This window comes from Siccibacter turicensis LMG 23730, assembly GCF_000463155.2.
Classification (GTDB): Bacteria; Pseudomonadota; Gammaproteobacteria; order Enterobacterales; family Enterobacteriaceae; genus Siccibacter; species Siccibacter turicensis.
On sequence record NZ_AWFZ01000017.1, the window covers coordinates 24,459 to 44,785 of the forward strand.

16 protein-coding genes are annotated in these 20,327 nt (G+C 56.2%); 4 read left to right on the forward strand and 12 right to left on the reverse strand.

Features of this window, described 5'->3' with window-relative positions; all coding sequences use genetic code 11:
- Positions 1-80: 80 nt before the first annotated feature.
- From bamA to rpsB, 9 genes are all read right to left on the reverse strand, one after another.
- Positions 81-2,486 carry an outer membrane protein assembly factor BamA gene (gene bamA / locus DW58_RS02020; RefSeq protein WP_024549332.1) on the reverse strand — a complete coding sequence of 802 codons (2,406 nt, stop codon included), beginning with the start codon at positions 2,484-2,486 and terminating at the stop codon, positions 81-83.
- Positions 2,487-2,516: 30 nt separating this feature from the next.
- Positions 2,517-3,872: a sigma E protease regulator RseP gene (gene rseP / locus DW58_RS02025; protein ID WP_024549333.1), complete on the reverse strand. Its 1,356-nt coding sequence runs from the start codon at positions 3,870-3,872 to the stop codon at positions 2,517-2,519.
- Positions 3,873-3,883: 11 nt separating this feature from the next.
- Entirely contained in the window at positions 3,884-4,741 is an 858-nt protein-coding gene (gene cdsA / locus DW58_RS02030; protein ID WP_024549334.1) for a phosphatidate cytidylyltransferase, read from the reverse strand.
- A gap of 12 nt (positions 4,742-4,753) precedes the next feature.
- Positions 4,754-5,512: a (2E,6E)-farnesyl-diphosphate-specific ditrans,polycis-undecaprenyl-diphosphate synthase gene (ispU, locus tag DW58_RS02035; protein WP_024549335.1), complete on the reverse strand. Its 759-nt coding sequence runs from the start codon at positions 5,510-5,512 to the stop codon at positions 4,754-4,756.
- Positions 5,513-5,702: 190 nt separating this feature from the next.
- Positions 5,703-6,899 (reverse strand): 1-deoxy-D-xylulose-5-phosphate reductoisomerase, encoded by a 1,197-nt coding sequence (gene ispC, locus DW58_RS02040; RefSeq protein ID WP_024549336.1) that lies wholly within the window; start codon positions 6,897-6,899, stop codon positions 5,703-5,705.
- A gap of 114 nt (positions 6,900-7,013) precedes the next feature.
- The gene (gene frr, locus DW58_RS02045; protein ID WP_024549337.1) at positions 7,014-7,571 is read right to left on the reverse strand and encodes a ribosome recycling factor; all 558 of its coding nucleotides are present in this window, start codon (positions 7,569-7,571) and stop codon (positions 7,014-7,016) included.
- 161 nt (positions 7,572-7,732) lie between these two features.
- The gene (gene pyrH / locus DW58_RS02050) at positions 7,733-8,458 is read right to left on the reverse strand and encodes a UMP kinase (protein WP_024549338.1); all 726 of its coding nucleotides are present in this window, start codon (positions 8,456-8,458) and stop codon (positions 7,733-7,735) included.
- 267 nt (positions 8,459-8,725) lie between these two features.
- The gene (tsf, locus tag DW58_RS02055; RefSeq protein WP_024549339.1) at positions 8,726-9,577 is read right to left on the reverse strand and encodes a translation elongation factor Ts; all 852 of its coding nucleotides are present in this window, start codon (positions 9,575-9,577) and stop codon (positions 8,726-8,728) included.
- Between the two features lie 213 nt (positions 9,578-9,790).
- Positions 9,791-10,516 carry a 30S ribosomal protein S2 gene (rpsB, locus tag DW58_RS02060; RefSeq protein ID WP_024549340.1) on the reverse strand — a complete coding sequence of 242 codons (726 nt, stop codon included), beginning with the start codon at positions 10,514-10,516 and terminating at the stop codon, positions 9,791-9,793.
- A 309-nt stretch (positions 10,517-10,825) separates the two neighbouring features.
- On the opposite strand from rpsB, the gene map reads away from it, so the two are divergent.
- The 4 genes from map to DW58_RS02080 all read left to right on the forward strand — a co-directional run bounded on the left by map (position 10,826) and on the right by DW58_RS02080 (position 15,707).
- A complete protein-coding gene (gene map, locus DW58_RS02065) occupies positions 10,826-11,620 on the forward strand; it encodes a type I methionyl aminopeptidase (RefSeq protein ID WP_024549341.1) in 795 nt (264 codons plus the stop codon).
- Positions 11,621-11,664: 44 nt separating this feature from the next.
- Positions 11,665-14,343: a bifunctional uridylyltransferase/uridylyl-removing protein GlnD gene (gene glnD / locus DW58_RS02070; RefSeq protein WP_024562480.1), complete on the forward strand. Its 2,679-nt coding sequence runs from the start codon at positions 11,665-11,667 to the stop codon at positions 14,341-14,343.
- Between the two features lie 39 nt (positions 14,344-14,382).
- Positions 14,383-15,207 (forward strand): 2,3,4,5-tetrahydropyridine-2,6-dicarboxylate N-succinyltransferase, encoded by an 825-nt coding sequence (gene dapD, locus DW58_RS02075; protein ID WP_024549702.1) that lies wholly within the window; start codon positions 14,383-14,385, stop codon positions 15,205-15,207.
- 110 nt (positions 15,208-15,317) lie between these two features.
- On the forward strand, positions 15,318-15,707 hold the full coding sequence (locus tag DW58_RS02080) for a DUF3461 family protein (RefSeq protein ID WP_024549703.1): 390 nt from the start codon (positions 15,318-15,320) through the stop codon (positions 15,705-15,707).
- Between the two features lie 84 nt (positions 15,708-15,791).
- Here DW58_RS02080 and cdaR read toward each other — a convergent pair whose 3' ends face one another.
- The 3 genes from cdaR to dgt all read right to left on the reverse strand — a co-directional run bounded on the left by cdaR (position 15,792) and on the right by dgt (position 20,262).
- Positions 15,792-16,952, reverse strand: coding sequence for a DNA-binding transcriptional regulator CdaR (gene cdaR / locus DW58_RS02085; protein ID WP_029696490.1), 1,161 nt, complete (start codon positions 16,950-16,952; stop codon positions 15,792-15,794).
- A 151-nt stretch (positions 16,953-17,103) separates the two neighbouring features.
- Positions 17,104-18,531: a serine endoprotease DegP gene (degP, locus tag DW58_RS02090; RefSeq protein ID WP_024549704.1), complete on the reverse strand. Its 1,428-nt coding sequence runs from the start codon at positions 18,529-18,531 to the stop codon at positions 17,104-17,106.
- A gap of 216 nt (positions 18,532-18,747) precedes the next feature.
- A complete protein-coding gene (dgt, locus tag DW58_RS02095) occupies positions 18,748-20,262 on the reverse strand; it encodes a dGTPase (protein WP_029592341.1) in 1,515 nt (504 codons plus the stop codon).
- Positions 20,263-20,327 lie beyond the last annotated feature (65 nt).

Here is a 20,327-nt window from a genome sequence, read left to right on the forward strand (position 1 = left end):
GCGCGTGGTTCAGGCGGTGCGACTAAGCAACCGCCTGGAATCATCGCTACACTGCTTTTGCATTCCTTCGCGACGAACCGTTACCAGGTTTTACCAATGTTAAACTGGAACTGTTCCGCCTTGTCTCCATCGTATTTCTTAAACGGCTGAGAATACGAGAACACCAGTGGTCCTAATGGAGACATCCATTGTAATGCCAGACCGGCAGACATACGGATATTGCTCGGGTCGCTGTAGTCAGGCACGCCCGCTGCACGCAGCGCCGCCGTATTGTCCCAGTTGGTATCCCAGACGCTACCCGCATCGACAAACAGCGAGGTACGGACTGAGTTCGCATATTTTTCGCTCAGGAACGGCGTCGGAGTGATGAACTCGAGGCTGGCCACACCCATGGCGTTACCGCCCACCGCATCATCAGAGCTACACAGGTTGCCGGATTCGCAGTTCTCGTTGTTCGGACCAAAGTAGACCGCTTTCGGACCGATGTTGTTCGACTGGAAACCACGCACGGTGCTTGAACCACCGGCATAGAAGTTCTCGTAGAACGGCAGTTCTTTACTGCCCAGACCGTCACCATAGCCCCAACGGGTACGACCCAGTACAACCCATTTATGATCGTCATCGATCGGGAAGTATGAGGCGGTATCCAGCGTGATCTTGTAGAACTCGTTGTCGGAACCTGGCATGGTCACTTTACCATTCAGGTTGACGCGAGAACCTTCGGTCGGGAAGTAACCACGGTCAAGCTTGTTATACGTCCAGCCGTAGTTCAGCGTGAAGTCATCCGCGGAGAAGCCGTTCTCATCGGAGGTCGTCGGGCTGCTTTGCCCCACGGAATCCAGATAACGCCACATCGCCACCTGCGGCTGCATGTTGGACAGATCGTTATGCACGTAGCCCAGACCCACACGCAATGTGTTGTATTCGTTAACCGGGAAGCCAAGCGTTCCATCTACACCATAGCTTTTATTGGTATAGGAGGAGAGATCCGCATCGTCCGCTTTAAAGTCGTTATAGAAGATACGACCACCGAGGCTGACGCCGTCCACGGTGAAGTACGGGTTAGTCACGGAGAATTCAGAGTAGGTCTGGTAGTCGTTTTTGGTCCCGTTGATGCCAACGGAATAGCCGGTACCTAACCAGTTATCCTGCTGCACGCCAACCTGGAAGCTGACGCCGCTTTCCGTACCGTAGCCAACACCGAAGTTGAAGCTACCGGTGTTACGCTCTTTAACTTTATAAACGACATCAACCTGATCCGGGCTACCCGGTACGCGCTGAGTATCAACGTCAACCGTTTCGAAATAGCCCAGACGGTTCAGACGCTCTTTACCCTGATCGACGAGGTCGCTGCCAAGCCACGCCCCTTCCATCTGGCGCATCTCACGACGCAGCACGGTGTCTTTCGACGTGCTGTTGCCTTCGAAGCGGATATTACGCACGTAGAAGCGGTTACCCGAGTCGACGTTGACGCGAAGCTTAACGGTTTTGTCTTTATCGTTAATCTCAGGCTGACTCTGCACGCGCGGATAGGCGTAACCGTAACGACCGAGCAGTTTCTTGATGTCGTCTTCCATTTTGGTCACTTTGGTGCCGTTGTACAGCTCGCCCGGCTCCATTTTGGTCAGGCTTTCAATTTCCGCCGAATGACCGGCCAGGTTACCGCTGACTTCAACGCCAGAGATTTTGTACTGATCGCCTTCGGTCACGTTAACCGTGATGTAGATACCTTTTTTGTCCGGCGTCAGGCTGACCTGAGTAGAGTCAATGTTGAAGCGTGCATAGCCGCGATCCAGATAGTAGCTGCGCAGGGTTTCAAGGTCGCCCGCCAGTTTCTGTTTCTGGTATTTACGATCGCCTACCACGTTCCACCACGGCACTTCGTCGCGCAGCTGGAACTGAGAAATCAGCTCTTCTGTGCTAAAGGCATGGTTGCCCACGATATTGATCTGCTGAATAGTCGCCGAGACGCCTTCCTGGAATACCAGCTTAAGGTCGACGCGGTTACGCGGCAGCGGCGTCACGACAGCTTTTACGCTGGCGCTGTATTTACCGACGCTGTAGTAGAAGTCTTCCAGACCCTTTTCGATATCAGAAAGGGTGGTTCGGTCGAGGGATTCTCCCACGCGCACGTTGGATGCTTCGAGGTTCTGCTTCAGCATGTCATCTTTAACCGACTTGTTGCCGGAGAAAGTGATGCTGGCGATGGTCGGGCGTTCTTTAACCTGAACCAGCAGGTTTTGGCCATCGCGCAGAACTCGTACATCTTCAAAGTTGCCGGTAGCAAACAGTGCACGAATGGTATTTCCGATATCCTCGTCAGTGACCGTATCGCCAGGGCGAACAGGCATGCTGAGGAGGGCCGCACCAACGGCGACTCGCTGAAGGCCTTCGAAATGAATGTCTTTCACTACGAATCCGTCAGCACCGTATACGGTGGCGCTGCTAAACAGCAGCGACGCTATGAGCAACTTTTTCATCGCCATCGTTGTTATGCGTTCTTCCTAACCAAACTCTCATAACCGAGAGAAATCATTGAAAAGTGCAAGCCCCATTAACATCACCAGCAGTATTGAGCCAATGCGATAACTAAAGTCTTGAACTCGCTCGGAAACCGGTGCGCCTTTCAGCTTTTCAACCGCCAGAAACAGCAAGTGACCCCCATCCAGTACCGGCAGAGGGAACAGGTTAATAATCCCAAGGTTCACGCTGATAAGCGCGAGGAACATCAGGAAGTAAACCAGCCCATACTCTGCGGAAACGCCTGCTCCCTGAGCAATGGAGATGGGTCCACTAAGGTTGTTAAGCTTAACGTCACCGGTTAGTAATTTCCCCAGCATGTTAACCGTCAGCTTCATCAACTGCCACGTCTTTGCCGTGGCTTCGATAACTGCGTCAAACGGCCCATACTGGCGCAAAATTTTGTACTCGTCAGCCAGCGGGATGATGGTGGGCACGACGCCCGCAAAACCCTCTGCCTGACCATTGCTACCGGGCTTTGTATCCGGTATCAGCGACAAAGACAAGGGGCTTCCCTGTCTCTCGACCTCTAACGCCAGCGGTTTACCCGGGTTATCACGTACCAGGGTGACAAAAGCCATCCACGACGTCAACGGTTGACCATCGACTTTAACGATCCTGTCGCCCGCTTGCAAACCTGCTTTATTCGCCGCGGAGCTCGCCTGTACCTCAGCAAGCACCGGCTCGATTTGCGGCCCTTTCGGGCGAATGCCCAGCGATGCCACTGGATCTTCACGGTCTGGCTCGAAATGCCAGTTGCGTAAATCCAGCGTCTTGTCGCTGCTTGCATTACTTCCCGATGGCGCAACCGAAACCGTGGTGCTCTCATCGCCGATCTTCGCCACCAGCGCGAGACGCACAGCATCCCAGTCAGGCGTTTCGATGCCGTCCACGGCTTTTAGTTCCGCGCCCGGCTGAATTTGTGCCTGCGCGGCAATGGAATTGGGCGCTATTTCACCAATCACCGGCTTGACGCTGGGCACGCCAATGATGAACACCAGCCAGTAAGCAAAAATAGCAAAAATGAAGTTTGCGATGGGGCCCGCGGCAATAATTGCCGCGCGTTGGGAAACGGTTTTGTTATTGAACGCGCTATGGCGCAGCTCTGGAATAACCGGCTCGACGCGTTCGTCGAGCATTTTGACGTAGCCGCCGAGGGGGATCAGCGCCACGACAAACTCGGTGCCGTGGCGATCGGTACGTCGCCAAAGCGCTTTACCAAAGCCGATAGAGAAACGTTCTACCCGGACGCCGCAACGGCGAGCAACCCAAAAATGGCCAAATTCGTGCACGGTAATCAGAACACCCAGCGCAACGATAAACGCCATTAAATTCCAGAGTATGCTCAGCATAGTACCTTCCGTTAGACCGTTCCGAAGACCAGCAGCAGCAGGCAGGCAAAGACCGGTACCGCCGCCGTCAGGCTGTCGATACGATCCAGAATGCCGCCGTGGCCGGGGATCAGATTTCCGCTGTCTTTAATGCCTGCTTCGCGCTTAAACATGCTCTCGGTCAGATCGCCCAGCACCGATGCCAGCGCGGCGGCGACGGAGCAAACAAACAGCACCGACGGCGCAACGGCCAGATCGGCAAAGGCGCCGTAAAGGGCCGAAATCACTGCGGCGGTAAACAGGCCGCCGAAAAAGCCCTGCCAGGTTTTACCCGGTGAAACTTTCGGGGCGAGCTTATGTTTTCCGAAGCGCTTTCCGAAGATGTAGGCACCGGAATCCGCACCCCACACCAGGAACATCACATACAGCAGCCAGACCGCGCCGCTGTAGTGGTTGGTATCGTAATGCCACGCGCGCAGCGTCACCATGCCCCAGAAGAACGGCACGATGGTCAGCAAACCGAACAGCAGGCGCAGCGCTTTCGAATTCCGCCACAGCGAGGCAGAGCCCGGATAGGACAACACCAGCAGAAGCGCCGCTATCCACCAGCCCAGCGACGCCCAGAGCGAAAATTCAATGATCGGTAGTCGTACCGTTTGATGGTACTCCGGCAGCGTGAATAGCATCACCGCCAGCAGCAAACCGCACAATACGGCGAGCCATACGCGCTGCGCGCGTGCGGCAAACCCGCAGAACTGCCCCCACTCCCAGGCGGCAAGCATACAGACCAGCAGCGTGGTGATAGCAAAGCCTACCGGCGGCAGCAGGAACAACGCTGCAATAACCACCGGAATCATTATGAATGCGGAAATCAGGCGATACTTCAGCAAAAGCTACCCCCATCAGGCAACGTCACCGCCGGGCTCTGTGCCGCCGAAACGACGCTCTCGATTTGCGAACGCATCAAGCGCCCCCTCAAAGTCTTGTTCATCAAAATCAGGCCAGAGAACATCTGTAAAATAGAGTTCCGCATAGGCTATCTGCCAGAGCAGAAAGTTACTGATGCGATGCTCTCCGCCTGTCCTAATTACCAGGTCTACGGGAGCCAGCTCATTCATACAGAGTTGCTTGTTCAGCAGCTCTTCATCAATGCTTTCGGGGCGTAACTGCCCTTCCTGAACCTGCGTCGCAAGTTGCCTCACTCCCTGAATAATATCCCAACGTCCACCGTAGTTTGCCGCAATGTTGAGCGTCAGGCCGGTATTCTGACTCGTCAACGCTTCCGCTTTGACGATGCGCTCCTGTAGGCGGGCATTGAACCGGCTGGTATCGCCGATAATGCGTAAACGTACATTGTGGCGGTGCAGGCTTTTCACTTCGCTGTCGAGCGCCCAGACGAACAGCTCCATCAGCGCGCTGACTTCCTGCGCGGGACGATTCCAGTTCTCGCTGCTAAAAGCATAAAGCGTAAGCGCGTCAATGCCATTATTTGCCGCAAAAGAAACTGCACGGCGAACCGATTTAGCTCCCGCTTTATGTCCAAACGCTCTTATTTTTCCCTGTCTTTTCGCCCAACGGCCATTGCCATCCATAATGATGGCCACATGGCGACAGCCATGTGCGGGTAAGTGTTCGCTTAATGGTTGGTTAGCAGACAACATAACGCGTTTTTATTCCCTGATAAGGATTAAGCGGTACTCTGGAATACTGAAGCCCTCAGTATAAAAAAGCCGTGCAAACTCACGGCTCACCTGAACATAAACGAATGATCGCCCGTATTCAGGTGGCGCAGACTATATCACTGAAGCACATAGCGAACAAATGGCACAGCGACCGCCGAATGAATAATCATCACCCTGCGAGACGTGTCACTTCGCGCTGTGCAACCACGCGCGCATTCTCATCCACCGCCAGTACTTGCTCTACGCTCTCCGGCTCGCGTAAGTCCATGATGTTGAGCGTATCTTCATTCACTTTAGCGATATCCGTAAAGCGGATACGATTATTCAAAAATGCGGCAACGGCGATTTCGTTAGCGGCATTCAGCGCCGTCGTGGCGGCCTGTCCCTGATCGAAGGCGCTCATCGCCAGCTTGAGGCAGGGATAACGCTGAAAATCCGGAGCGCAGAAGCTAAGCGGACCCGCCTTACAGAAATCAAGCGGCGGGACGCCGGACGGTACACGCTCAGGCCACGCCATGGTATGCGCGATGGGGGTGCGCATATCCGGCTCGCCCAGCTGCGCCAGCACGCTGCCGTCAAGGTAACGTACCATTGAGTGAATCATGGACTGCGGATGAATTAATACTTCCATCTGACGTGCTGACGCATTAAACAGCCAGCGGGCTTCAATATATTCGAGACCTTTATTCATCATGGTAGCCGAGTCGACGGAGATCTTACGTCCCATCGACCAGTTCGGGTGCCGGCACGCTTGCTCGGGCGTCATCCCCGCCAGAGCGTCAATTGCCGTTTCGCGAAACGGGCCACCAGATCCGGTGAGAATAATCGACGAAACGCCGTTTTTCTCGAGATCAGCGTATCCCAGGTTACGTTGAATTGTTTCGGGCATACTCTGAAAAATGGCGTTGTGCTCGCTGTCCACCGGCATCAGCCGGGCACCGCTGCGCTTTACCGCCTCCATAAACAGGCGACCACAGGTGACCAGCGACTCTTTATTCGCCAGCAAAATCTGCTTCCCGGCCCCGATGGCGGAAAGCGTAGGCAGCAGCCCCGCCGCGCCAACGATCGCCGCCATCACCTGATCGACGTCGTCCAGCGCCGCCATCTCACACGCGGCATCGCGCCCGGCAAGCACCTCGGTTGCACACCCGGCGTCACGCAGCTGCTGACGCAGCGCGGCCGCACTGGCTTCGTCGTCCATCACCGCAAAGCGGGGCTGAAACTCCAGGCACTGCTCGACCATACGGGTAACATTCTTTCCCGCCACCAGCGCGGTGACCGCAAACTGTTCCGGATTACGACGAACGACATCTAGGGTGCTGCAACCGATAGAACCGGTAGAGCCAAGTATGGTCAATTGCTTCATGGAGGTACTCATCAGGAAAACGGGCGCCGGGCCCGGAAAATAAAAAACGCCGTCAGCAAAAGCCGCGCGGGTCGACTCTTCTGTACGGCGTTTCGTCTGCCATGATGCGGCTAATTAAAACTGCATCAGCTCAGCTTCTTTATCGGCCAGGGCCGCATCCACTTTCTTAATGGCAGCATCGGTCATTTTTTGAATGTCGTCCTGGGAACGACGATCTTCATCTTCACCGATCTCTTTATCTTTCAGCAGCGCTTTTACTTTGTCATTCGCGTCGCGACGCACGTTACGTACCGCAACACGCGCCTGCTCTGCTTCACCACGTACCACTTTGATGAGGTCTTTACGACGCTCTTCGGTCAGCGGCGGCAGCGGAACGCGGATATCGGTACCCGCGGAGCTTGGGTTCAGCCCAAGGTCGGATGCCATGATCGCTTTCTCAACAGCCGGGCCCAGAGAACGATCGAACACGTTGATCTTCAGGGTGCGGGTGTCTTCCACGGTGACGCTCGCCAGCTGACGCAGCGGGGTCGGCGTGCCGTAATATTCCACAACAATCCCATCGAGCAGGCTCGGGGACGCGCGACCAGTACGGACTTTGCTGATTTGGGTTTTGAAGGCCTCAACGCATTTTTCCATGCGTACTTCGGCATCTTTTCTGATATCGCTAATCACGTTACGAATCCTTGAAAACTTGCTTTTCGGCAGACCATACCGGCGGCACCGCCAAAGGGGTGTGCTAAGTATAGCCCGTTTAATTCATGGTACCTTCGGCAACCAGGCATAAGGCCCTGCAAATGAAGCCGAATATTACCCGTATTTGCGGCGTACGGAAATTATTCCGTAATTAATGTGCCTTCTTTTTCACCCATCACAACGCGACGCAGCGCACCCGGCTTATTCATATTGAACACGCGGATTGGCAGCTTGTGGTCGCGCGCCAGGGTAAAGGCCGCCAGATCCATGACTTTCAGCTCGCGCTCCAGCACGTCCTGATAGGTCAGCTGTTCGTACAGCGTGGCGCCAGGATCTTGCATCGGATCGGCAGAGTACACACCATCAACCTTGGTCGCTTTCAGCACCACGTCGGCTTCGATTTCGATGCCGCGCAGGCAGGCTGCGGAGTCAGTGGTGAAGAACGGGTTACCGGTACCGGCTGACAGGATCACCACGCGGTTGTTGCGCAGCAGGCTGATGGCTTCTGCCCAGCTGTAGTTATCACACACGCCGTTCAATGGAATGGCGGACATCAGGCGGGCGTTCACATAGGCGCGGTGGAGCGCATCGCGCATCGCCAGGCCGTTCATTACCGTTGCCAGCATGCCCATGTGGTCGCCCACAACGCGGTTCATCCCCGCTTTAGCGAGGCCCGCACCGCGGAACAGGTTGCCGCCGCCGATTACCACCCCAACCTGAATACCCAGTTCAACCAGCTCTTTAATCTCCTGCGCCATACGATCCAGTATGCTCGCATCAATACCGAAGCCTTCGGCGCCCTGCAGTGCTTCACCACTGAGCTTGAGCAGAATGCGTTTATAGACGGGTTTTGCATTGGTAGCCATGTTTCTTTCCTGGAACAGTCTATGAATGGGGGATGGTCAAATCGGACGACACATAATGCGTCTCTTGCTCAGCCTGAACGAATAAGAGCAGACTGAATTTACTGCGAATACCACGGTTTTATACCCGACGGGTGCGGAGGGTGATGTGCTGACGAGAACCGGACGTTTACCTGTGTAACTGACCGGAAGCGAGCGTCATCAACGCACCTGCTGTCTGCACGACACGGGCATAAAAAGGAGCCGCCCTCAGGCGGCTCCTTCACTTCATTAAGACTGCTTGGACATTGCAGCAACTTCTGCTGCGAAGTCAGTCTCAACTTTCTCGATGCCTTCACCCACTTCGAAGCGGATGAAGTTAGTTACGTCAGCGTTGTGCTCTTTGAGCAGCTGAGCAACGGTTTTGCTCGGATCGATAACGAAAGGCTGACCGGTCAGAGAGACTTCGCCGGTGAATTTCTTCATGCGGCCTTCAACCATCTTCTCTGCGATTTCTTTCGGCTTACCGGACTGCATGGCGATGTCCAGCTGAACCTGGTACTCTTTCTCAACAACGTCAGCAGACACGTCTTCCGGCTTAACGAATTCCGGCTTGCTTGCTGCAACGTGCATTGCCAGCTGTTTAACCAGCTCTTCATCAGCGCCAGTTGCCGCGATCAGAACGCCGATACGCGCGCCGTGCAGGTAGCTGCCCAGCATATCGCCTTCCAGGGAAGCAACGCGACGGATGTTGATGTTCTCACCGATTTTAGCAACCAGGGCAACACGCTCTTCTTCGAACTGTGCTTTCAGAACGTCAACGTCGGTGATTTTGCCTGCAACAGCCGCGTCCAGTACTTTGTCAGCGAATGCCTGGAAACCGCCGTCTTTAGCAACGAAGTCAGTCTGGCAGTTAACTTCCAGAATCACGCCATAGTTGCCGTCGATTTTGGTTTTGATAACGCCGTCAGCAGCGACGTTGCCTGCTTTTTTCGCCGCTTTGATCGCGCCGGATTTACGCATATTTTCGATTGCCAGCTCGATGTCGCCGTTAGCTTCAGTCAGGGCTTTTTTGCAATCCATCATGCCGGCGCCAGTACGTTCGCGCAGCTCTTTTACCAGGGAAGCGGTAATTTCAGCCATTCTATAATCCTCGGTTATCTCGTACAGGGAGATATACCCTACCGGCCTCAGGTTACAGTGATGTGCCGCAACGTGAATGCGAGTGGGTATAGTTCTGACTTGTCTGAGCAGTTGTCTGACACGTCAGACTCAAAAAAAAGGGAGCCTGAGACAGGCCCCCTAACCAAACTTGTTACTACCTGGTTAATAAGGGCTCAATACGAGCAAGCCTTATTATTCAGCTTCTACGAAGCTCTCTTCCGCCTGGGAAGCCAGATCCTGAGAACGGCCTTCGCGCACGGTAGCAGCAACAGCGTTCAGATACAGGCTAACAGCACGGATTGCATCGTCGTTACCCGGGATAACGAAGTCAACGCCGTCTGGATCGGAGTTGGTATCAACGATCGCAAATACCGGGATACCCAGGTTGTTTGCTTCTTTGATAGCGATGTGTTCGTGATCGGCGTCGATAACAAACAGAGCGTCTGGCAGACCGCCCATGTCTTTGATACCGCCCAGGCTGTTCTCAAGCTTTTCCAGCTCACGAGTACGCATCAGCGCTTCTTTTTTGGTCAGCTTGTCGAAAGTGCCGTCCTGGGACTGAGTTTCCAGGTCTTTCAGACGCTTGATGGACTGACGAACGGTTTTCCAGTTAGTCAGCATACCGCCCAGCCAGCGATGGTTCACGAAGAACTGATCGCAGCTGTTCGCAGCGTCTTTTACCGCTTCGCTTGCAGCGCGCTTGGTACCAACGAAAAGGATTTTACCTTTGCGAGAGGAGATCTTGTTCAGCTCAGCCAGGGCTTCGTTGAACATCGGTACGGTCTGCTCAAGGTTGATGATGTGAACTTTGTTACGTGCGCCGAAGATGAAAGGCTTCATTTTCGGGTTCCAGTAACGGGTCTGGTGACCAAAGTGAACACCAGCCTTGAGCATGTCGCGCATGGAAACAGTTGCCATGTTTAAAACCTCTATATAAAAGTGTGGGGTTATGCCTCCACGTATCCCATATTACCGACCCCGGAGGGCACCCCGGAATATGTGCCGATACGTGTGTGTAATTACACAAAGTGAGATTAATCGTCTCTGTGCCAGATAATGGTACAGAAGTCCGGCGCGCTTTATATCATAAAAGAGCCCGGGACACCAATAGTTGTTGCCAGGTTCGGCCCGCAGGGATTCTCAATTTGGCACGCCCCGGCGGCCCTGATACCATGACTATCTGACTTATTATTATTGTCGAAATCCCGGCAACTGCGGACTTGATTCATGACTATCTCAATTAAATCCCCTGAAGAAATCGAAAAAATGCGCGTCGCGGGCAGGCTTGCCGCTGAGGTGCTGGAGATGATCGAACCCCACGTGAAACCCGGCGTCAGCACCGGTGAACTGGATCGCATCTGTAATGACTATATCGTTAATACCCAGCACGCCGTTTCCGCGTGCCTCGGCTACCACGGCTTCCCGAAATCGGTGTGCATCTCGATCAACGAAGTGGTATGTCACGGTATCCCTGACGACGCCAAGCTGTTGAAAGATGGCGATATCGTCAACATCGACGTGACCGTCATTAAAGACGAGTACCACGGCGACACCTCAAAAATGTTCATCGTCGGCAAACCGACCATTCTGGGCGAGCGCCTGTGCCGCATCACCCAGGAGAGCCTCTACCTGGCGCTGCGTATGGTTAAGCCGGGCATTCGTCTGCGTACCCTCGGTGCAGCGATTCAGAAGTTCGTTGAAGCGGAAGGTTTTTCCGTGGTGCGTGAATACTGTGGTCACGGTATTGGCCGCGTGTTCCATGAAGAGCCGCAGGTCCTGCACTATGACGCGGACGACGGCGGCGTGGTGCTGCAGCCGGGCATGACCTTCACCATTGAGCCGATGGTCAACTCCGGTGACTACCGTATCCGTACCATGAAAGATGGCTGGACGGTGAAAACCAAAGATCGCAGCTTGTCTGCGCAGTACGAGCATACTATTGTGGTGACCGATAACGGCTGCGAAATTCTCACGTTGCGCAAGGATGACACCATCCCCAACATTATTTCGCATAACGACTAATAAGAAGCCGGCAGATGCCGGCTTTTTTTATGGGCGGCGCACCAATGAGTCACAGTTTACCCGAACAGTATGCTAACACCGCGCTGCCGACGCTTCCCGGCCAGCCGGATAACCCTACCTCATGGCCTCAGCAGGCGCTCTGCTGTGCGCAAACCAAAACCCGCATCGACAATTTTCAGCGCTGGCTGGGCTCTGCCTTTGACCACGGCGTGGACGTCACCGAGCTGGTCGAGGCGCGCACCGAGTTTATCGACCAGCTGCTACAGCGCCTGTGGATTGACGCCGGCTTCGCCGATCGCAGCGACCTGGCGCTGGTGGCGGTGGGCGGCTATGGCCGCGGCGAACTGCATCCGCTCTCGGATATCGATCTGCTGATCCTGAGCCGTAAACGGCTCTCCGATGAGGACGCGCAGAAAGTGGGCGAGCTGCTCACCTTACTGTGGGACATCAAACTCGAAGTCGGCCACAGCGTGCGCACCCTCGAAGAGTGTCTGCTGGAGGGGCTGGGCGATCTCACCGTTGCCACCAACCTGATTGAGTCCCGGCTGCTGATCGGCGACGTTGCCCTGTTTCTCGAACTGCACAAGCACATTTTCAGCGACGGCTTCTGGCCCTCGGAGAAGTTCTTCGCCGCCAAAGTCGACGAGCAGAACGAGCGTCACCAGCGCTATCACGGCACCAGCTACAATCTGGAGCCGGATATCAAAAGCAGCCCCGGCGGCCTGCGTGATATTCATACCCTGCAGTGGGTGGCGCGCCGCCATTTCGGCGCCACTTCACTGCGGGAGATGGTCAACTTTGGCTTCCTGACCAGCGCCGAGCGCAGCGAGCTGGATGAGTGCCAGCACGCGCTGTGGCGCATCCGTTTCGCCCTGCATCTGGAGCTGACCCGCTACGACAACCGCCTGCTGTTCGACCGCCAGCTGAGCGTGGCCCAGCGTCTGAACTACCGCGGCGAAGGCAACGAGCCGGTTGAGCGAATGATGAAGGATTTCTTCCGCGTCACGCGCCGTATCGGCGAGCTTAACCAGATGCTGCTCCAGCTGTTTGATGAGGCGATCCTCGCCCTGCCCGCCGATGAAAAACCGCGGCCGATTGACGACGATTTCCAGCTGCGCGGCAGCCTTATCGACCTGCGCGACGAAACGCTGTTTATCCGCGAGCCGCAGGCGATCCTGCGCCTGTTTTACACCATGGTGCGCAACCGCGACATCACCGGTATCTATTCGGCGACCCTGCGCCATCTGCGCCATGCGCGTCGTCATCTGGCCCAACCGCTGTGCTATATCCCGGAAGCGCGGGCGCTGTTTATGTCGCTGCTGCGCCATCCGGGCGCGGTAAAGCGCGGCCTGCTGCCAATGCATCGCCACAGCGTGCTGGGCGCCTATATGCCGCAGTGGTCGCACATTGTCGGTCAGATGCAGTTCGATCTGTTCCACGCCTATACGGTGGATGAGCATACCCTGCGCGTGCTGCTGAAGCTGGAGAGCTTCGCCAGCGAGGAGACCCGCGCCCGACACCCGCTGTGCGTCGATCTCTGGCCGCGGCTGTCCCATCCTGAGCTGATTCTTATCGCCGCCCTGTTCCACGATATCGCCAAAGGGCGCGGCGGCGATCACTCGATTCTCGGCGCGCAGGATGTCCTCGCCTTTGCCGAATTGCACGGTCTGAACTCGCGCGAAACCCAGCTCATTGCCTGGCTGGTACGCCAGCACCTGTTGATGTCCGTCACCGCCCAGCGCCGCGATATACAGGATCCGGAAGTCATCAAGCAGTTTGCCGAAGAGATGCAGACCGAAAATCGGCTGCGCTACCTGCTCTGCCTGACGGTGGCCGACATCTGCGCCACCAATGAAACGCTGTGGAACAGCTGGAAGCAAAGCCTGCTGCGCGAGCTCTATTTCGCTACTGAAAAACAGCTGCGTCGTGGGATGCAGCACACGCCGGATATGCGCGAGCGCGTGCGGCATCATCAGGTCCAGGCGCTGGCGCTGCTGCGCATGGACAATATTAATGAAGAGGCGCTGCACCACATCTGGGCGCGCTGTCGCGCCAACTATTTCGTGCGCCACAGCCCACATCAGCTCGCGTGGCATGCCCGCAATCTGCTCAACCACGACCTGAACCAGCCGCTGATCCTGCTCAGCCCCCAGGCCACGCGCGGCGGCACCGAGATCTTTATCTGGAGCCCGGATCGCCCCTATCTGTTCGCGGCGGTGTGCGCCGAGCTGGATCGACGTAACCTCAGCGTCCACGATGCGCAGATCTTTACTACCCGCGACGGCATGGCGATGGACTCCTTTATCGTGCTGGAGCCGGACGGCAGCCCGCTTTCGGCCGACCGTCACGAGGCAATTCGCCACGGGCTGGAGCAGGCGATCTCCCAGCGCACCTGGCAGCCGCCGCAGCCGCGTCGCCAGCCGGCCAAACTGCGCCACTTTAATGTGGATACCGAGGTCAATTTCCTGCCGACCCATACCGATCGCCGCACCTTCCTCGAGCTTATCGCCCTCGATCAGCCAGGGCTGCTGGCGCGGGTCGGTCAGGTGTTTGCCGACCTCGGCATTTCGCTCCACGGGGCGAGAATTTCGACAATTGGCGAGCGAGTAGAAGATTTATTTATAATCGCGACGGCCGACCGGCGTGCCCTTAATAATGTGCTCCAGCAGGAAGTACAACAACGGTTGACAGCGGCCCTCAATCCAAACGATAAAGGTCAATGAATTTATTGAACCTACGTAAACATCAGGAAAGAGTTAACAATGCAGCAGTTACAGAACGTTATTGAGTCCGCTTTCGAGCGCCGTGCCGACATCACCCCGGCGAATGTTGATACCGTGACCCGCGAAGCGGTAAATCAGGTTATTGCGCTACTCGACAGCGGCGTGCTGCGCGTTGCTGAAAAGATTGAGGGTCAGTGGGTCACCCACCAGTGGCTGAAAAAAGCGGTGCTGCTCTCCTTCCGCATCAACGATAACCAGGTTATCGACGGTGCCGAGAGCCGCTACTTCGACAAAGTGCCGATGAAGTTTGCCGACTACGATGAAGCGCGCTTCCAGAAAGAAGGCTTCCGCGTCGTGCCGCCGGCGGCCGTACGTCAGGGCGCGTTTATCGCCCGTAACACCGTGCTGATGCCGTCCTACGTCAACATCGGCGCCTACGTTGATGAAGGCACCATGGTGGATACCTGGGCCACCGTTGGCTCCTGTGCGCAGATCGGTAAAAATGTGCACCTGTCCGGCGGCGTGGGCATCGGCGGCGTTCTCGAACCGCTGCAGGCGAACCCGACCATCATCGAAGACAACTGCTTCATCGGCGCACGCTCCGAAGTGGTTGAAGGGGTGATCGTTGAAGAGGGGTCGGTGATCTCCATGGGCGTTTACATCGGCCAGAGCACCAAAATCTACGATCGCGAAACCGGTGAAGTGTTCTACGGTCGCGTACCGGCCGGTTCGGTGGTGGTTTCAGGCAACCTGCCGTCGAAAGATGGCGCGTACAGCCTTTACTGCGCGGTTATCGTGAAGAAGGTCGACGCCAAGACCCGCGGTAAGGTCGGCATTAACGAGCTGCTCCGCACCATCGACTGAGAGTAACCACAAAAAAGGCGGGGTAACCCGCCTTTTTTATATCCAACAGTGGCGGAAAGGGATGTTTTCGTTGATTATTCACAGGTTATGATTCGATTAAGGGTACCGCTATGTACGACAATCTGAAAAGTCTGGGCATTACTAATCCTGATGAAATCGATCGTTACAGCCTCCGGCAGGAAGCCAACAACGATATCCTGAAAATCTACTTTCAGAAGGATAAAGGCGAATTCTTTGCCAAGAGCGTGAAGTTTAAGTACCCGCGCCAGCGTAAAACCGTGGTCGCGGACGGCGTGGGCCAGGGCTATAAAGAGGTGCAGGAGATCAGCCCCAACCTGCGTTACGTGATTGATGAGCTGGATCAGATCTGCCAGCGCGATCGCAGCGAAGTGGATCTGAAACGTAAGATCCTCGACGATCTGCATCACCTTGAAAGCGTGGTGGCAAATAAGATCGCTGAAATTGAATCCGATCTGGAAAAGCTCACCCGCAATAAATAAGCGGTCAGGCGCACCCTGATGCCTCCCTCCCGCGGGAGCGACAGCAAAGACGACAATGGCAACCTCAGGTTGCCATTTTTACGTTTAGCCGGGCTGCTCATCAAGCTGCAGCGCAATATAAAGCAGCAGCCGGTCGTCGAAGTTTCCTAAATCCAGCCCCGTCAGCTCCGAGATACGATTAAGCCGGTACTCCAGGGTATTACGGTGGATAAACAGCGCCTTTGATGTCGCCAGCGGCTGCACGTTATGGCGGAACCACGCCGAGAGCGTGCGACGCAGCAAGCCGTTGTTGTCCATCGCCTTAAGCCGCGCCAGCGGGCGCGCCAGTTCGTTGGCCTGCCAGCCGCCGCGCAGGCTGTCGAGCAGTACCGGCAGCATCAGGTCCTGATAAAAATAGCTGCGGCTGTCCGGCATACGCTGTTTGCCCACCATCATGGTGGTACGCGCCGTGCGCCACGAGCGGGCGATGCTGCCCGGCCCGGTAAAGTAGTTGCCGAGCGCCACGCGAAAACGCAGATGGCCCTGCTCCTTCATGCGGGAGATAAGCTGCTCCACGCGTTTACGGTGGTCATCCGCGTCCCAGCGGCCAAAGGCGTTGAGCGCCGGTTTGAGCACCACCATTTCAGTAAGAGAGACAATCGCCACCAGGTTATTGCGATCCGGAGTGGTGAGGGCGTTTTGCAACTGCTGCAGCTCGGCCATCGCTGAATCCACGCCAAGCTGGCCGCTGTCCACCTCCACTACCGCCACCACGCGCGGCTGATTGAGATCGATGCCCAACCGCTGCGCCCACTCGATAAGCGCCGGGGTGTGCTCATCCGCCTGAATCAGGTTCATCACCAGCTCTTCACGCAGCCGGCTGTCCTGGGCCAGCAGGTGCATCAGGCGCGATTGTTCGAGCATCATCTCCGCCGTCATGCACACCAGCTCGCCATATTTACGCAGCGTTTCCGGGTCGCCCGTCAGGCCGATAACCCCGACGATCTCCCCTTCCAGCCGCAGCGGCAGGTTGATCCCCTGACGCACCCCGTGCAGATGTCGCGCCACCGCGTCGTCAATGTCCACTACCCGGCCCTGGGAGAGCACCAGCAGCGCCCCCTCGTGCAGCTCGCCAATACGCTCCCGATCGCCACTGCCGATAATGCGCCCGCGCGCGTCCATGACGTTAATGTTGGTATCGATAATGCGCATGGTGCGCGCCACGATGTCCTGCGCCATTTTGGTATCAAGATGCCAGCCCGCCATAACCCCTCCCCTGTGCAGTGACCCAGCATATGCCAGATATTAGCCTCGGCCATTGTGCGTATGCACAAAGCGCCGGGATGGAGTGTGGAGTTGTGGAAAGGCTCACAAAAAAGGGCCGCATACGCGGCCCTTTGGGGAAGGAATCAGTAACTTATTGCATCAGCAGGTAGAGCGAGCTGTCGCCGCGCTGCACGTTCAGCGCCAGCACTGACGGCTTCGCATCAAGGATTTTGCGCAGTTCCGCGATGTTTTTCACCGGCTGCTGATTAGCGCCGACAATCACGTCACCTTTCTTCAGCCCGATGGCCGCGGCCGGCGAGTTGGCCTTCACGCTGTTGACCACCACACCTTTGTCCGCACCGCGGTTGCTGATTTCCGCCCCTTCGATACCGCTAAAGATCGAGGAGGAGTCCACTTGGTTCTGGCTGCTCTGCTGCAGTTCGATATTCACCGTAACCTGTTTGCCATCGCGCAGCAGACCCAGTTTCAGCTTGCTGCCAACCGGCATGGTGCCTACTTCAGCACGCAGCGCGGCGAAGCTGCTGATCGGCTTATCGTTCAGCGAGACAATCACGTCACCCGGTTTGATACCCGCTTTCGCCGCGGAGGAGTTCGGCATCACCTGGCTGACGAACGCCCCACGCTGGGCATCGACCTTCATCGCTTTCGCCAGTTCAGAATTCAGCTCGGTACCCATAATGCCCAGCTCACCGCGACGCACCTGACCGTACTGCACCATCTGGCTGGTGAGGTTTTTCACCATGTTGCTCGGGATGGCAAAGCCGATACCGATGTTACCGCCGTCCGGGGCAAGGATCGCGGTGTTGATACCGATAAGCTCGCCGTTCAGGTTAACCAGCGCACCGCCGGAGTTACCGCGGTTAATCGCCGCATCGGTCTGGATAAAGTTTTCGTAGTTTTCGGCGTTCAGGCCGCTACGACCCAGCGCCGACACGATACCCGAGGTGACGGTCTCACCGAGGCCAAATGGGTTACCGATAGCCACGGTATAGTCCCCGACGCGCAGCTTGTCAGAGTCGGCAAGCTTAATCGCCGTCAGGTTTTTCGGGTTCTGGATCTGAATCAGCGCGATGTCAGAGCGCGGATCGCTGCCGACCATTTTTGCATCGAAGCGACGCCCGTCGCTGAGCTGAACCTTAATGCTGGTGGCGTTGTTCACCACGTGGTTATTGGTGACCACGTAGCCTTTGGCGGCATCAATGACCACGCCGGAACCCAGCGCCATAAATTTCTGCTGGCCGCCGTCAGGACCGGCTCCCCCACCGCCCTGGCAGAACGGTGAGCTCTGGAAGGGCGAACCCTCCTGGCAGAACGGTGAGTTGTCACCGAAGAACTGTTGGAAATCACGCGACATACGCGGGGTGTTTACTTTGGTACTCCCTTCCACGTTAATACTGACTACCGACGGCATTACCGTTTCCAGCATCGGCGCAAGGCTAGGCATGGTTTGCGCCGTGGTGGCAGAAGAAGCCGTTTCGGCAGCGCTGACTGACAGTGGAGAAAGCGCAAGGCTAAGACTCAGTGCAAGTGCACTCATCGCTAAAACGTTTTTTTTCATCTTTTCTATTCTCAATTACAGTTCAGACAAGGCTGTGTACCGGATTAAGAGTCATTTTATAGCGCGAAGTTCCAGGAACACCGTTTTGTAAAAAGTAAAAATTTATTGGGCGTCTTTACAAATCTTTCCGAAACGCCGTCGCACGCCATTTTATAAAAAAACGATGCCTTATCACACGCCAAAAAAAGGCAGGATAAGGAATCGATTTATATTCATTTATTCCACGGCCATCAGTTTGCGGTATTCATCCCAGGCATAGAGGTCGGTCATGCCGCTGATATAATCCTGGATAAGCCGGCAGCGATAATAATATTCCCATACCGGGTAATCCTGCGCTGCCGGGTGCAGTTTGCTTACCGCTTCCACGTACGCCAGACGGTGTTTGCCGGACAGCTTATGGAACAGCCGCGTCTCGATCGGCAGGCGGCGCACGCTCTCTTTTTCGGCCAGCTCCTGAAAATCCACCAGAGGTAATTCCAGTAGCGGACGATAAATATTCAGCAGCCCGTCAATAACCCGGTATCCCTGAAGTTCCAGCTGTTCAACGTCCGGGTGGCTAAATACGTGGCTGATTGCCACACGTTTATAAACGTCGAGCAGCCGACTGAATGCGCTTTCATCTTCCAGCAGAGCCTGATTAAAGGAGCCGTCGAAGATAACGGGCAGGTTCTCAATAAAACGCTGCGCCGCGTAGGGCACCAGTTTATTGAGCGTATTGACGCGCAAATACATAAAGAACTGATCTTCCGCGCTGCGGCGAATAGCGTTGGCGCGCGATTTTTCCCAGGCGTTATTCACCACCAGGGCAAACAGGTCCCCCGGCGCGTGGCAGCCCCAGGCATCGTGCAGATGCTGGTAGAGCTGGTCGACGCTAAAGATGCGCTTCTCCACCGCGTCTTCGAGATCGGCCACGCAGTAGGAGATATCATCTGCCGCCTCCATGATCCAGGTGAGCGGAAAGCGGCTGAACGGTTCGAGCGCCAGCTCGTTGCGTAGCCGTCCGATGTACTCCTCCTCGGAGAGGTAGTAGCCCGGCTTTTTCATCAGGTAGCTGTGGCTGGCCGGCGGCGGCTCCATGCGCCACGCCGGGCGGGTGTACTTCAGAATGCAGCCCACCTGCGCCCAGGTGAGGTTCATCCGCAGCAGGGTATGCACCAGCCGTATCGCCTGAGCGTTGCCTTCGAACTGGCAGAGATCCTGTCGCACCTGGCGGCGCAGCGCGTTAAGCGACTCCTCGCCCTCTTTCAGGCGCAGGTCGACGTTGTGACAGCGGTCATCGCTGCGCGGCTGGCTGGCGGCATCGCCGGGGAACAGGCGCTGGCGGAACCAGTCGTTAATGGCCGCTTCGCCAAAGTGCCCAAACGGCGGGTTGCCGATGTCGTGCATCAGGCAGGCCATCTCAACCACGCTTTCGAACGGCCCGGTCAGCTCGCTCAGCCCGTAGGCCTCCAGCAAATTCTGCTGCTTAAGGCGGCTCAGCACCTCTTTGGCAATGTAGCGCCCGACCTGCTGCACTTCCATCGAGTGGGTAAGACGAGTACGCACTGCGGCGTTGCGCTCCAGCGGAAAGACCTGGGTTTTCTGTTGCAGGCGGCGGATCGCCGGGGAGTTGATGATGCGCCCGCGATCGCTTTCGAAGATGCGCAGAATATCGTGTTCGCTTTTCACCCCTTCGGGGGAGCGATACCGGCGATGCCAGTTGATCTTTTTGGTGAAATCTATCTCTGCCATACGCTCTCCCTGAAGTGGAATGAGATGCGGGGTAAACCCTGCTACCTTGCCATGATAGACTATGC